Annotated in this window: 11 protein-coding genes; 5 read left to right on the plus strand and 6 right to left on the minus strand. The window is 69.9% G+C overall.

Annotated features, from left to right (window positions below; all coding sequences use genetic code 11):
• Positions 1-217: 217 nt before the first annotated feature.
• From NDR87_RS08210 to NDR87_RS08220, 3 genes are all read right to left on the minus strand, one after another.
• Positions 218-3,235, minus strand: coding sequence for a bifunctional [glutamine synthetase] adenylyltransferase/[glutamine synthetase]-adenylyl-L-tyrosine phosphorylase (locus NDR87_RS08210; protein ID WP_251910526.1), 3,018 nt, complete (start codon positions 3,233-3,235; stop codon positions 218-220).
• 23 nt (positions 3,236-3,258) lie between these two features.
• On the minus strand, positions 3,259-4,596 hold the full coding sequence (gene glnA / locus NDR87_RS08215) for a type I glutamate--ammonia ligase (RefSeq protein ID WP_251910527.1): 1,338 nt from the start codon (positions 4,594-4,596) through the stop codon (positions 3,259-3,261).
• A gap of 72 nt (positions 4,597-4,668) precedes the next feature.
• The gene (locus tag NDR87_RS08220) at positions 4,669-6,216 is read right to left on the minus strand and encodes an alpha/beta hydrolase (RefSeq protein ID WP_251910528.1); all 1,548 of its coding nucleotides are present in this window, start codon (positions 6,214-6,216) and stop codon (positions 4,669-4,671) included.
• 144 nt (positions 6,217-6,360) lie between these two features.
• Here NDR87_RS08220 and panB point away from each other — a divergent pair, with 144 nt between their 5' ends.
• The gene (gene panB, locus NDR87_RS08225; protein ID WP_251910852.1) at positions 6,361-7,203 is read left to right on the plus strand and encodes a 3-methyl-2-oxobutanoate hydroxymethyltransferase; all 843 of its coding nucleotides are present in this window, start codon (positions 6,361-6,363) and stop codon (positions 7,201-7,203) included.
• Positions 7,204-7,245: 42 nt separating this feature from the next.
• Here the strand turns inward: panB and proS are convergent, their stop codons facing one another.
• Positions 7,246-8,685, minus strand: coding sequence for a proline--tRNA ligase (gene proS / locus NDR87_RS08230; RefSeq protein ID WP_251910529.1), 1,440 nt, complete (start codon positions 8,683-8,685; stop codon positions 7,246-7,248).
• A gap of 116 nt (positions 8,686-8,801) precedes the next feature.
• On the opposite strand from proS, the gene NDR87_RS08235 reads away from it, so the two are divergent.
• The 4 genes from NDR87_RS08235 to NDR87_RS08250 are packed head-to-tail and all read left to right on the plus strand — an operon-like array spanning position 8,802 to position 12,015.
• Positions 8,802-9,260 carry a hypothetical protein gene (locus NDR87_RS08235; protein WP_251910530.1) on the plus strand — a complete coding sequence of 153 codons (459 nt, stop codon included), beginning with the start codon at positions 8,802-8,804 and terminating at the stop codon, positions 9,258-9,260.
• Positions 9,260-10,219 carry a prolyl aminopeptidase gene (gene pip, locus NDR87_RS08240; protein WP_251910531.1) on the plus strand — a complete coding sequence of 320 codons (960 nt, stop codon included), beginning with the start codon at positions 9,260-9,262 and terminating at the stop codon, positions 10,217-10,219. Before NDR87_RS08235 ends, pip begins: the two co-directional genes overlap by 1 nt.
• The gene (locus tag NDR87_RS08245) at positions 10,219-11,091 is read left to right on the plus strand and encodes a CHAD domain-containing protein (RefSeq protein WP_251910532.1); all 873 of its coding nucleotides are present in this window, start codon (positions 10,219-10,221) and stop codon (positions 11,089-11,091) included. Before pip ends, NDR87_RS08245 begins: the two co-directional genes overlap by 1 nt.
• A 45-nt stretch (positions 11,092-11,136) precedes the next feature.
• A complete protein-coding gene (locus NDR87_RS08250; protein ID WP_251910533.1) occupies positions 11,137-12,015 on the plus strand; it encodes a DUF4436 family protein in 879 nt (292 codons plus the stop codon).
• Between the two features lies 1 nt (position 12,016).
• Here NDR87_RS08250 and NDR87_RS08255 read toward each other — a convergent pair whose 3' ends face one another.
• Positions 12,017-13,468 (minus strand): RNB domain-containing ribonuclease, encoded by a 1,452-nt coding sequence (locus NDR87_RS08255; protein WP_251910534.1) that lies wholly within the window; start codon positions 13,466-13,468, stop codon positions 12,017-12,019.
• Between the two features lie 11 nt (positions 13,469-13,479).
• Positions 13,480-13,716, minus strand: coding sequence for a hypothetical protein (locus NDR87_RS08260; protein ID WP_251910535.1), 237 nt, complete (start codon positions 13,714-13,716; stop codon positions 13,480-13,482).
• Positions 13,717-13,767: the final 51 nt, after the last annotated feature.

Here is a 13,767-nt window from a genome sequence, read left to right on the forward strand (position 1 = left end):
CGGAGTTCAGGCGACCTCGGCGGCGCGGCGTGCGCTCCCAGATGACCTTCAACCGATATCCCGTCGCGGCTGTTCCCCGCAAACCAATTCTCACCCAACGACGAGCGAATTCGCCCCGGCCGAAACCGTCCGGATCGGGTGGATTTCGCCGCGTCCAGCGGCTACCCGCCTACCGGACCGGGCGCCCGCCCCGGCGTAGCGATCTTGGCCACACCGCTCAGGAGTCCCCGCCGAACACCCGTTCCACCACGGTCTTCGCCCGCCGCGTCACGCGCATGTAGTTGTCCAGGAATTCGCTGCCGTCGTCGTTGCGCCAGCCAGCGACGCGCGCCACCGCCGACAGCAACCGCCCCGGCCCGGGCAGCTGGTCGGCCGGTTTGCCGCGGACCAGCACCAGCGCGTTGCGGGCCTTGGTCGCGGTGAGCCAGGCATCGCGCAGCAGAGCGACGTCGGTGGGCTCGAGCAGCCCGGCGCGCTCGATCGCGTCGAGGGACTCGAGCGTGGAGGTGTTGTGCAGTTCCGGCACCTCGTGGGCATGGCGCAGCTGCATCAGCTGCACGGTCCACTCGATATCGGCCAGCCCGCCCCGGCCGAGTTTGGTGTGCGTGGCCGGATTGGCCCCGCGCGGCAGCCGCTCGGAATCCACCCGCGCCTTGATCCGCCGGATCTCGCGCACTGCCGCCGCCGAGACCCCGCCCTCGGGATAGCGCACCACATCGATCATGTGCAGGAATCGCACGCCGAGGCCCTGATCGCCCGCGACCTGATGGGCGCGCAGCAGCGCCTGCACCTCCCACGGCTGGGCCCACTGCTGGTAGTAGGCCTGATAGGCGGCCAGCGTGCGGACCAGGGCCCCGTTGCGGCCTTCGGGGCGCAGGCCGGCGTCGACCTGCAGCGGCGGATCGGTGCTCGGCGCGCCCAGCAGCCGCTGCACCTGCTCGGCCACCCCGATGGCCCACTTCACCGCGACCGTCTCGTCCTCATCCGGGCGCGGATCGCAGACGAACAGCACATCGGCATCGGAGCCGTAGCCCAGCTCCATCCCGCCGAGCCGGCCCATGCCGATCACCGCCAGCGCCGCCGGGGCGGGTCTGCCCAGCTCGGCCTCGCTCGCGCGGATCACCGCCTGCAGCGCGGCCTCGAGCACCGCCACCCATACCGACGACAGCGCCTTGCACACCTGCGGCACGTCCAACATGCCCAGCACATCGGCCGCGGCGACGCGAGCCAGCTCGTGGCGGCGCAGCGACCGCGCGGTGGCGATCGCCCGCTTGGGGTCGTCATAGCGGGCGGCCCCGGCCAGGATGCCCTCGCGCACCTGATCGGGCCGGGTCGCCAGCAGCAGCGGCCCGTCCGGACCGTCGGCGAACATGCGGATCGTCTCGGGCGCGTTGATGAGCAGATCGGGCAGATAGGCCGACGAGCCCAGCACGATCATCAGCCGCTGCGCGATCGCGCCCTCGTCGCGCAGCTCGCGCAGGAACCAGGTCTGCTCGTCGAGCCCCTCCGACACCCGCCGATAGGCGAGCAGCCCGGCGTCCGGATTCGGCGTCTCCCCCAGCCATTCCAGCAGCGTCGGCAGCAGCAGCGCCTGGATGCGACCCTTGCGCCCGACCTCGTTGGTGAGCGCCTTGAGATGGCCGAGCGCATTCTCCGGCGCGGCGTAGCCGAGGGCGGCCAGCTGCCGCACCGCCGCGGCGGGGCTCAGGCGCAGCGCGTCGGCGTCCAGCCGCGCCACCGATTCCAGCAGCGGCCGGTAGAACAGCTTGGCGTGCAGCCGCCGCACCCGCACGGTGTTGCGCTTGATCTCGCTGCGCAACACCCCGACCGCGTCCTGCCGCCCGTCGGGGCGCATATGCGCCGCACGCGCCAGCCAGCGCATGCCCTCCTCGTCGTCGGCGGCGGGCAGGGTGTGGGTGCGCTTGAGCCGCTGCAGTTGCAGCCGGTGTTCGAGCAGGCGCAGGAATTCGTAGGAGGCGGTGAGGTTGGCGGCGTCGTCGCGGCCGACGTAACCGCCCGCGGCCAGCGTGGTCAGCGCCTCGACCGTGCCTTGCACGTGCAGCGACTCGTCGGCCTTGCCGTGCACCAATTGCAGCAGCTGCACGGCGAATTCGACATCGCGCAGGCTGCCGTGCCCGAGCTTGAGCTCGCGCTCGCGCAGGTCCGCGGGCACCTGATCCTCCACCCGCCGCCGCATGGCCTGCACGTCGGCGACGAAATCGGGTCGCTCCGAGGCGTTCCAGACCATCGGCATGAGCGCCGCGGCGTACCGCTCGCCCAGCTCCAGATCGCCGGTGGCCGGGCGCATCTTCAACAGCGCCTGGAACTCCCAGGTGCGCGCCCACCGCTTGTAGTACGCCACATGCGATTCCAGCGTGCGCACCAGCGCCCCGGCCTTGCCCTCCGGGCGCAGCGCGGCGTCGACCTCGAAGAAGGCATTGCCCGCCACGGTCATCAGCTCCGCGGCCAGCCGGGTGGCGGTGGTGTCGGCCGGTTCGGCGACGAACACCACGTCCACATCCGAGACGTAATTCAGCTCGCACGCACCGCATTTGCCCATCGCGACCACGGCCAGGCGCACCGGCACCGGCCGGTCCGGGCAGATCCGCGCCACCGCCACCGCCAGCGCCGCGGTCAGCGCCGCGTCGGCCAGCGCGGTCAGCTGCCGCCCGACCTGCGGATAACGCAGCACCGGCTCGTTCTCCACGGTGGCGGCCAGATCGTGAGCGGCCAACAGCATCAGCTGATCGCGATAGCGCTTGCGCAGCAACGCGATCGCCTCCGGGCCGGAGATGCCCGCGCGATAGAGCATGGGCCCGGCGGCCTCGCCCTCCTCGGGCGTCGCCTCGACCGCGGCGAGCAGATCGGCGATCAGCTCGTCGCGGGTGGGCAGATCCCCGCGACGCAGCAGCTGCCAGCACTGCGGATCGGCCACCAGATGATCGGCGAAGGCGCTCGACGAGCCGATCAGCGCGAACAGCCGACCGCGCAGCGGCAGCTCGGTGCGCAGCGCCGAATCCAGTGCGGCCCAATCGGATCCGAGCCGCTCCTTGAGCCGGACCAGCGTCAGCAGCGCCAGATCGGCGTCCGGCGAACGCGACAGCGCCCAGAGGACCGGAATGCTTTCGACGTTGTCCCACGCCAACTCTCGCAGCGAGTCGGCGGCCGTCGGCTCGAGCAGTCCGAGCCGGCCGGCGCCGGGCACCGCGGGACGGGCGGTCGGTGGCCGTACCATGATTTCAACCTACCGGCACGACCCTAGAAATCCAGGTACTCCCGCAGCTCGTACGGGGTGATCTGGGCCCGGTAGCCCGCCCACTCGCGGCGCTTGTTGCGCAGGAAGAAGTCGAAGACATGCTCGCCGAGGGTCTCGGCGACCAGCTCCGAACGCTCCATCGCCTTGAGCGCCTCGTCCAGGCTGCCCGGCAGCTCGCGAAAGCCCATGGCCCGGCGCTCGGCCGCGGTCAGCGACCACACGTCGTCCTCGGCCTCCGGCGGCAGCGTGTAGCCCTTCTCGATGCCGCGCAGACCCGCGGCCAGCAGCACCGCGAAGGTCAGATACGGGTTGCAGGCCGAATCTGGGCTGCGGATCTCCACGCGCCGCGAGGACTGCTTGTTCGGGGTGTACATCGGCACCCGCACCAGCGCGGAGCGGTTCGACCGGCCCCACGACGCCGCGGTCGGGGCCTCGCCGCCGTGTACCAGCCGCTTGTAGGAGTTCACCCACTGGTTGGTGACAGCGCTGATCTCGTTGGCGTGCTCCAGGATTCCGGCGATGAACGCCCGCGCGGTCTCCGACAGGTTGATCGGATCGTCGGGATCGGCGAAGGCGTTCTGTTCCCCTTCGAACAGGCTCATATGCGTATGCATGGCCGAGCCCGGGTGAGCGGCGAAGGGCTTGGGCATGAACGACGCCCGCACGCCCTCGTCGATCGCCACCTCCTTGATGAGGTAGCGGAAGGTCATCACGTTGTCGGCCATCGACAGCGCGTCGGCGTAGCGCAGGTCGATCTCCTGCTGACCCGGCGCGCCCTCGTGGTGGCTGAACTCGACCGAGATGCCCATCGACTCCAGCGCGTCGATGGCGTGGCGGCGGAAGTTCGGCGCCTCGTCGTGGACGGTCTGGTCGAAGAAGCCGCCATTGTCCACGGGCACCGGATTGCCGTCCACCAGGCCCGATTTCACCAGGAAGAACTCGATCTCGGGATGCACGTAGCAGCTGAAGCCCAGATCCCCGGCCTTGTTCAGCTGCCGCCGCAGCACGTGGCGCGGATCGGCCCACGACGGCGAGCCGTCGGGCATGGCGATATCGCAGAACATGCGCGCCGAATGCTGGTGCCCCTTACTGGTCGACCACGGCAGCACCTGGAAGGTCGACGGATCGGGCTTGGCCACCATATCGGCCTCCGACACGCGGGCGAAGCCCTCGATGGCCGAACCGTCGAAGCCGATGCCCTCCTCGAAGGCGCCCTCGAGCTCCGCGGGAGCGATCGCGACGGACTTGAGATACCCCAAGACATCCGTGAACCACAGCCGTACGAAGCGAATATCCCGCTCCTCGAGCGTCCGCAGCACGAATTCCTTCTGGCGATCCATAGCCGCGAGCGTAGGCATACGGCGTTAAATCCGTGTTACATGGTGCGCTTCGTGTCCGTTGCGGATTGCTATCTATCCGCAAGTGAGCCCGGCCGGGGGTTCCTTCAGCTCGATCAGATACTCGAAAACGGCATTGTCGACACACGGCACGCCGCCCGAGAGGAAGGCGGTATGCCGCGTCCCGCGGTTGGTGATCAGCGCCGCGCCCAGGTCCTTGGCCAGGTTCACCCCCGCCTCGTAGGGGGTCGCCGGATCCTGCGTCGTCGACACCACCACGGTCTTGGGCAGTCCGGGCGCGGAAACCTGATGCGGGCCACCGGTATTGGGCACCGGCCAGAACGCGCACAGCTCCAGCGGCGCATGTCCGGTGCCGTGGCCGTCGTCCAGGAACGGGGCGACCTTGCGCAGTTCGGTGTCCTGCTGATCGGTGACCGCCCGGTCCTTGATCGCCGGATCGTCCACGCAGTGGATGGCCAGGAAGGCGTCCTGGGAATTGTCGTAACTGCCGTCGGGGCGGCGGCTGTTGTAGTCGTCGGCCAGGGCGAGCAGGGTGTCGCCGCGGCCCTGGGCCACCTCGGCCAGCCCCGCGCTCAGGGTCTCCCAGCGGTCCTCTGCGTAGAGAGCGTTCTGCACGCCGGTCACCGCGTCGCCGTAGCTCAGCGGGCGGCCGTCCTTGGTCGGCAGCGGGTGGTTCCACAGCGGTGCGAGCAGCGCGCGGAAGCGCGCGACCGACTGCGCCGGATCGGTGCCCAGCGGGCATTCGGCATCGCGGGTGCAGGCGGCGGCGTAGGCGTCGAACGCCTTCTGGAATCCGGCGGTCTGCTCGATGGTGTCCTGCACCGGCTGCTGCTCGGGATCCACCGCGCCGTCGAGCACGAGCGCGCGTACCCGGTCGGGGAACTTCTCCGCGTACGCCGAGCCCAGCCGGGTGCCGTAGGAGTAACCGACGAAATTGAGCTTGGGATCGCCCAGCACGCCCCGGATCACGTCCATGTCCTGGATTACCTCGCGGGTGCCGACGTGGGCGAGGAATTCGGTGCCCGTGCGCTCGCCGCATTTCTGGGCGAACTCCCGGTCCTCCTGCTCGGCGGCCGCGATGCCCGCGGGAGTGTTGTCCTTCGGCGGTTCGGCGCGCTGCTCGTCCCATTCCTTACCGGTCAGGCATCGGATCAGCGGCCGCGACGAGCCGACCCCGCGCACATCGAAGCCGATCAGATCGAACCGCTCGGCCAGCGGGGTCTTCATGGCGATCGAGGCCATCGACAGCCCGGCCACGCCCGGACCGCCCGGATTGAACAGCAGCGAGCCGATCTTCGGCCCGGTCGCCCTGATCCGTGAGACCGCGATCTCGGCCGTGGCGCCGTCGGGCTTGGCGTAGTCGACCGGGACGGTGAGCCGGGTGCATTCGGCATCCCGGGGGAATCGGACCGATCGGTCTTCGGAAAAGCCGTTGCAGCTCTGCCAGTCCGGCGTCTGGTTGTAGAACCGGTCCAGCGCCACCGGCGTCGGCGCGGCCGGGGCCGACGGGGCGGGCTGCTCCCTACCGGAGGTGGTGCAGGCCGCGGCCACGCACGTCAGGACCACGAGGGCGGCGACACGACCGGAACGCAACAACGACATGGTCCGATCCTGCCATCCCGGCCCCTGTGACCAATTCCATGGGCCGGACGGCTTATACCGACGCTCGGACCGGGGCAGACTGGATGGGTCACATCAACCCGGGGACCCGGATCGGGCCTCGAGGCGACAACGAAAGGGACGATGATGTCCGAGCAAGAGACTGCTGCCTACGGTGCCGCACCGAAAACTTCGCGGAAGAAGACTCGAGTACAGCACCTGCAGCAGATGAAGGCGGCCGGGGACAGGTGGGCGATGCTGACCGCCTACGACTACTCCACCGCGAAGCTGTTCGAGGAGGCCGGTATCCCGGTGCTGCTGGTCGGCGACTCGGCGGCCAACGTGGTCTACGGCTACGACACGACCGTGCCGATCTCGCTGGACGAGCTCATCCCGCTGGTGCGCGGCGTGGTGCGCGGCGCGCCGCACGCCCTGGTGGTGGCCGATCTGCCATTCGGCAGCTACGAGATCTCCCCGCGGCAGGCGTTCGAGAGCTCGGTGCGCCTGATGAAGGAGGGCGGCGCGCAGGCGGTGAAACTCGAAGGCGGCGAACGGGTTTCCGAGCAGATCGCGACCCTGACCGCGGCCGGGATCCCGGTGATGGCGCATATCGGGTTCACCCCGCAGTCGGTCAACACCCTGGGTGGATTCCGGGTGCAGGGCCGCGGCGACGGCGCCGAGCAGCTCATCGCCGACGCGCTGGCGGTGCAGGAGGCCGGGGCGTTCGCGGTGGTCATGGAGATGGTCCCGGCCGAACTGGCCGCTCAGGTCACCCGCAAGCTGACCATTCCGACCGTCGGCATCGGCGCGGGCGCGGACTGCGACGCCCAGGTCCTGGTCTGGCAGGACATGGCGGCCTACACCAGCGGCAAGACCGCCAAGTTCGTCAAGCACTTCGCCCAGCTCGGCGATCAATTGCGCGGCGCGGCGGCGGCTTACGCCGACGAGGTGCGCCGGGGCACGTTCCCGGGCCCCGAGCACTCCTTCTGAGCGCGGGCGCACGCCGGGACCGTCGTCCCGGCGTGCGCTCCCTCAGTACGCGCGGCCGAAGATCACGCGCTTGCCGTAGGCCGACGGCGCGCCGCACCGGACGCATCGCCCGGATTCGGAATCCCCCTCCAGCGGAACGCATCTCGGCGTGGCGGCGGTGACGGACTTGATATCGTCCTCGCACGCCGCGGCGCCGCAGTGCAGGGCCAGCGCCCATCCGCTCGCCACCGCGGCGGCGAACTCGTCCCAGTCGTCGACCGTGCGGGTGCGCTCGTCGCGGAACGCGGTCGCGCGCGCCAGCAGATACGCCTGGAACTCGTCGAGCAGCTCCGGCAGCGCCCGCGGCAGCGCGTCGATCGAGATCGCCCGCTTCCCCTCGCCGCCGAGGCGTTTCACCAGCATCGCGGTGCCCGCCTCCAGATCGCGGGGGCCGAGCTCGAGCCGGATCGGCACGCCGCGCATTTCCCACTCGTTGTATTTGAATCCGGGCGTGAGCTGGGCCCGCGCGTCGACGTGGGTGCGCACCCCAGCCGCGCGCAGCCGCCGCGCCAAATCCTGCGCGGCCTGTTCGACGGCCTCGTTGCCGCCACGCGTGATCGGGACGATCACCACCTGATATGGCGCGAGCCGGGGCGGGAGCACCAGGCCCTTGTCGTCGCCGTGGGTCATGACGATGCCGCCGATCATCCGGGTGCTCATTCCCCAGGACGTGGTGTGGCACAGCTCCTCCCGGCCCGACTCACCGGTGTAGCGGATGTCGAACGCGGTCGCGAAATTGGTGCCCATGTAGTGCGAGGTGCCCGCCTGCAGCGCGCGGCCGTCGCGCATCATGGCCTCGATGGTCAGCGTGTCGACCGCACCGGCGAAGCGCTCACCCGGGGTCTTCTCACCCGGCACCACCGGCATCGCGGCCAGATCCCGCGCCACCTCGTGGTAGAGATCCAGCGCGAGCCGGGTCTCGCGGCGGGCGTCGGCCTCGTCGACATGGGCGGTGTGGCCCTCCTGCCACAGAAACTCCGTGGTGCGCAGGAACATTCGCGGCCGCAGCTCCCACCGCACCACATTGGACCACTGGTTCAGCAGCAGCGGCAGATCGCGATGCGAGCTGATCCACTTGGCCATCATCTCGCCGATGATGGTCTCCGAGGTGGGCCGCACCACCAGCGCCTCTTCCAGCTCCTTGCCCCCGGCGTGGGTGACCACCGCCAGTTCCGGGGCGAAGCCCTCGACGTGCTCGGCCTCGCGGGACAGATAGCTCTCCGGGATCAGCAGCGGGAAATAGGCGTTCTCGTGGCCGGTGTCCTTGATCCGACGGTCGAGCTCGGACTGTAGAAGCTCCCACAGCCGGTAGCCGTACGGTCGGATGACCATCGTGCCCTTGGCCGGGCCTCGGTCGACGAGGGCGGCCTTGAAGACCACCTCGTTGTACCAGGCAGCGAAGTCCTCACTCTGGGCGGTCACACCGCGCTCGTCCCGTGCCATGACCCGAGATTACGCATCGCGGGTCACATCGAAGAAATGGATTGCGTACGGGCGAGGGGACCGAAGAAATGGCAGACTCGATGACCGACGCAGAGCAAACCGAGCAAAGGGAACAGATGTCGCAGAGCCGTTGGATGACTCGCGGTGCGCTGGCCGCCACAGCCGTGGCGGTGACCGCACTGATCGCCGGATGCGGGGGTGGCACGAGCGGATCGCCGTCGCCCGCCGGGTCCAGCGGCTCGATCACCACCACGGCCCACCCGAGCGGCACCGCCGCCCCCACCTCGGGCGCGCGGCCGGGCCCGGTGCCGATCACCGACGAGCTCGGCAAGCAGCTGTGCGACGCGCTCGCCCCGCAGCTGTCGGATTGGCGGGTGCAGGGCCCGACGCTGGGCCGGGTGGCGCTCAACATCACCGTGCACGAGTGGGCCGTCCGCAACGGCGGCATCAATATGCAGGTCCTGGCCGACAAGCCGGTGGTCGACCGGATCACCGAGAAGAACTGCGCGACCGTCCGCGCCGAGGCGCTGCGCGCGCTGGAGCTGCAGGACCTGGCCTCGGGGATCGCGTTCTGATGCGCACCCTGTACCCGCCCCTCGAACCCAACCGCCAGGGCATGCTGGACGTCGGCGACGGCCAGCAGATCTACTGGGAGGAAAGCGGCAACCCCGACGGCAAGCCGGTGGTGTTCCTGCACGGCGGTCCGGGCGGCGGCACCGCGCCGTTCCATCGCCAGTTCTTCGACCCGCAGGCCTATCGCATCGTGCTGTTCGATCAGCGCGGCTGTGGGCGCTCCACCCCGCACATCGCCGACGGCGCGAGCCTGGAGACGAACACCACCTGGCATCTGGTCGCCGATATCGAAAGGCTGCGTACCCATCTGGGCGTCGAGCGCTGGCAGGTGTTCGGCGGCTCGTGGGGTTCGACGCTGGCGCTGACGTATGCGCAGACCCATCCGGACCGCGTCACCGAATTGGTGCTGCGCGGCATATTCCTGTTGCGCCGCAAGGAAATCGACTGGTACTACAACGGGCACGCCGGTTACGTGTACCCTGACGAATGGGAGAAATTCCTCGCGCCGGTGCCGGAATCGGAGCGCCAGTCGGATCTGGTGAGCGTCTATCACCGGTTGCTGCACTCCCCCGATCCCGATGTCGCCACGGCCGCGGCCGTCGCCTGGTCCACCTGGGAGGGCGCCACGAGTTCGCTACTGCCGCAACCCGATCGGGTTGCCGAATCGGCCGAACCGCGGTTCGCGCTGGCGTTCGCGCGGATCGAGAACCACTACTTCGTCAACGGCGGATTCCTCGACGACGGGCAGTTGCTGCGCGACATCGACCGCATCGCGCACATCCCGGGCGTCATCGTGCAGGGCCGCCACGACATCGTGTGCCCGCCGATCAGCGCCTGGGATCTGCACCGGGCGTGGCCGAACTCCGAGCTGCACATCGTCGCCGACGCCGGACACGCGGCCAGTGAACCGGGTACGACCCATCACCTGGTCGAGGCCACCGACAAGTTCCGGAACAGCTGATGCGCACCGCAGCCGGTCCCGCCCTCGTCACCGCCCTGGCCGACGATCTGGACCGGCTGCTGTCGGCCGAGCCCGACGTGCGCGCCGACCGCCCGGACTCGGTGCACAGCATGCGCGTCGCGACCCGGCGGCTGCGCAGTGTGCTGCGCTCGTATCAAAAGATGTTCCACCGCACCGAGATCGACGAGATTCGCGACGAATTGCGCTGGCTGGCAGGGCTGTTGGGCGTGGCCCGTGACGCCGAGGTGCGCGCCGAACGATTCGCCGCGCTGACCGAGGAGCAGCCCGCCGAGCTGCGCCGCATCGGCAGGCGGCTGGTCTCGGCCGAACGGGCGAAGTACACCCGCGCACACAGGGCGGTGCTGCGCGCCCTCGACGGCGACCGGTACGCGGCCCTGCGCGACCGGCTCGAACGGCTGCGCTCGGACCCGCCGCTGCGTAAACGGCGCGCCAAGGCCGAGGCCGCCGACGCCTTCGCCACGGTGCTGCGCAAGGACTTCCGGCGACTGCGCAAACTCGTCCGCGCCGAGTCGGAGGTGGCCGAGACCGATCGCGTCGAACATCTGCACGAGATCCGCAAGGCCGCCAAGCGATTACGCTATTCCGCCGATGCCGCGGCGCGGGTGCTCGACGGCCCGGCCCAGGAATTGTCTCAGCGGTCCAAGAAGTTGCAGTCGGTCCTCGGCGATCATCGCGACGCGGTCGAGGCGATGGCCACCATCCAGTCGCGCGCCGACGCCGCCCGCAAGCGCGGCGCGGCCACCGGCGTGTACGACGAGCTGTATGTTTCCGAGGCGAGTGCGGCGCGCAAGGCCCTGGAGAACTATCCGGTGGCCGCCGAATTCCTCCAACGCAAGTTTGCCGATAGTTAGCCGTGTCATAGCGAATCGCTACCGGACCGTGGTTATCATCGCCCGGTGCAGCACCGTGCGAGGCGAAACGCCTGGGGTTGGGCCTGGGCCGGGCTCGTCGTCCTGATCCTGATCGGGGCCGTGGCCGCGAGCCTGGGCATGTACGCGATCGGCAAACGGCATGCCGGCACCGCGTACACCTTCGGCGATCTCGACGCCCGGGACCGGGTTCTGGTCAACGCCTGGATCGGCCGCTTCGATCCGGCGTCGAACGACGTGACGATAGAGGTCAGCGCCGGTCCCGAGGGCGCACTCGCGGACGCGGCCGGAGATTTCGCGGCCGAGGTCGTGCTGACTCCGTTGACCGCACTGAAATCCGATCCCCTGACGGTCGAGGCGGGGCAGCGAATGACCGCCACCGAGCTGCACTTCCCGATCGACGGCGTAATCACCGACTATCCGTTCGATCGGCACCGCCTCCGGCTGGCCTTCGAGGTCACCGGCGCGGATCGGCATCCGCTGCCGCTGGCGGTCACCGTCGCCAACGGCGACGCGTTCTTCCGGACCACCAACACCATCGACGCCACCGAAACCGGGGCGGTCGATCTGACCGTGCAGGCCCGGCGGTCCACGCCCACATTAGTATTCGCCGTCTTCGTCATGGTGTTGATGTTCGGCCTGGCACTCGCGGCGGCGACAGCCGCCTACTATGTGCTGCGCTGGCGGCGCGGTTTGCTGTTCCCGGCCTGCTCGCTGATGGCCGTCGTGCTCTTCGCGCTGGTGCCGCTGCGCAATGCGGTGCCCGGGAATCCACCGATCGGCTCGATCATCGACTTCGCCTCGTTCTTCCTGGCCGAGGGCATCATCTCGGTCGCGCTCATCGCCTCGGTGGTGATCGGCTATCGGATAGAGATCGCCCGGGAACGCATCGACGCACAGGTCTGACTCAGTCCGCGGGAAAGGCGAAGGTGACCGTCCGCTTGGCCGGATCGGATTCGACCAGCCGCACCCGCACCCGCCACCCCTCCGGCGGGGAGCCCACGCACTTGCCCACCACCGGCGGATCGGCCACGAAGATCTCGGCCGGGCGGCTGCCATTGGCCTCGCGCACCACCACCGCCCGGAACACCGACCCCAGCCGGTCCGCGAGCACGGTGGATTCGGTGAGATCGATGCACGCTCGCTCGAGCTTCCCGGCGACCGCATCGCTGCGCCGCATCGACTCCGCGGCCTGCTCGAGCCCGTCGCGCACCCACCGCGGCACCGGCTCCCCCGCGCACCGCGCCAGACAGATCTCGGTGGCGTAGCGATCGGCCAGCCGCCGCAGCGGCGCGGTCACATGGGCATAGGGGGCGCCGATCGCGCTGTGCTCCACCACCGGCGGCGTCTCGTCGCCGAGCACCGTATACGTGGCGCCGCGCAGCAGTCCCGTGGCCTCCGACATCAGCACCAGCGCCGCGGGCGTATTGGGATCGAGTCCGGCGAGCATCCGGCCGACGGAGACCTCGGTGGGCCAGTCCACCCCGAGCGCCGCCGCGGTTCGGCGCATCGATTCGACGGCCGCCTCCGAGGGCGGGGGCATCGTCCGGAGCACACCGATGCGATGGCCGCGCCCGGGGCCCGCATCGCCCAGCATGATTCGGGCCGCGCACATCCCCGTCAGCAGCGAGACCTGCTCGTTCCAATCGTCGGCGGCGGTGCGCGGTTCCAGCACCAGCTGCCAGTGCTGCCCGGCCCCGTCGTCGTGGCCGTCGCGCACCACGGTCTGGGCGGGCAGGCGCAGGCCGATCGCGCCGCGGGCCAGACCCGACTCGATGCGCAGCCGCCCGAATTCGGGCAGCGCGGCGATCGAGGGGTGCAGGCGACCGGCGTCGGCGTCGGCCTGGACGCCCGCGTAGTCGAGGCGGGCACGGGAGCGCACCAGCGCGCGCCGCACCGAAAATCGTTGCGGTTCGCCGGTTTCGTCGCATTCGATGGTCCACAGCGCGGCCGGGCGATCCTGGTCGGGCAGCAGGCTGGCGGACCCTTCCGAGAGCACCGGCGGATGCAGCGGCACGGTGCCGTCGGGCAGATAGAAGGTCTGACCCCGCGCGAGGGATTCGCGGGCGAGCGCCCCGTCGGGCGCGACCACGGCCGCCACATCCGCGATCGCGTACTGCAGCAGGAAGCCGGAGGAGGTTCGTTCCAGATACAGCGCCTGGTCCAGATCCAGCGCGCCGGGCGGGTCGATCGTGACGAGGGGAATATCCCTGCGATCGGCCCGGGAGCCCGCGAACGCGTCGACCGCGTCGCGGGCCTCCGAGACGGCCTCGGACGGATACTCCGAGGCCATTCCGAATTCGGATCGCACGGCGCCGAAGTCGACCGGCGCCGAGACGATCCGTTGATGGAGTTCCACGCGCAGGCGAACTACTGCAGCGCCAGCATGGTGCCGTTCAACTGATCGAACGGCCCGTACACCGTGAACACGACCCGCCCGTTCGGGTACTGCGAGGACAGGCCGGCGGCCGAGTCGAGCGCCTGCCCGAACGACGCGGCCGAGGGATGGGGCAGTGTGGCGATGGCATTCCCGATGTGCGTCTGATGCACCCACTGGGTGTCGGCCGGGGTGAGGTCCACCTGCACCCCACCCGGCAACGGAGTCACCGAGACCGCCGACGCGGACCCGGCCCCCAACACAGCCAAAACCGAAGCAGC

Origin of the sequence: Nocardia sp. CDC159, from assembly GCF_023740735.1 — a bacterium.
Lineage (GTDB): Bacteria > Actinomycetota > Actinomycetes > Mycobacteriales > Mycobacteriaceae > Nocardia > Nocardia pulmonis.

Coding starts and splice junctions, on each gene's coding strand:
- NDR87_RS08210 (WP_251910526.1), bottom strand. CDS start 3,235: ATGGTACGGCCACCGACCGCCCGTCCCGCGGTGCCCGGCGCCGGCCGG.
- glnA (WP_251910527.1), bottom strand. CDS start 4,596: ATGGATCGCCAGAAGGAATTCGTGCTGCGGACGCTCGAGGAGCGGGAT.
- NDR87_RS08220 (WP_251910528.1), bottom strand. CDS start 6,216: ATGTCGTTGTTGCGTTCCGGTCGTGTCGCCGCCCTCGTGGTCCTGACG.
- panB (WP_251910852.1), top strand. CDS start 6,361: ATGTCCGAGCAAGAGACTGCTGCCTACGGTGCCGCACCGAAAACTTCG.
- proS (WP_251910529.1), bottom strand. CDS start 8,685: ATGGCACGGGACGAGCGCGGTGTGACCGCCCAGAGTGAGGACTTCGCT.
- NDR87_RS08235 (WP_251910530.1), top strand. CDS start 8,802: ATGTCGCAGAGCCGTTGGATGACTCGCGGTGCGCTGGCCGCCACAGCC.
- pip (WP_251910531.1), top strand. CDS start 9,260: ATGCGCACCCTGTACCCGCCCCTCGAACCCAACCGCCAGGGCATGCTG.
- NDR87_RS08245 (WP_251910532.1), top strand. CDS start 10,219: ATGCGCACCGCAGCCGGTCCCGCCCTCGTCACCGCCCTGGCCGACGAT.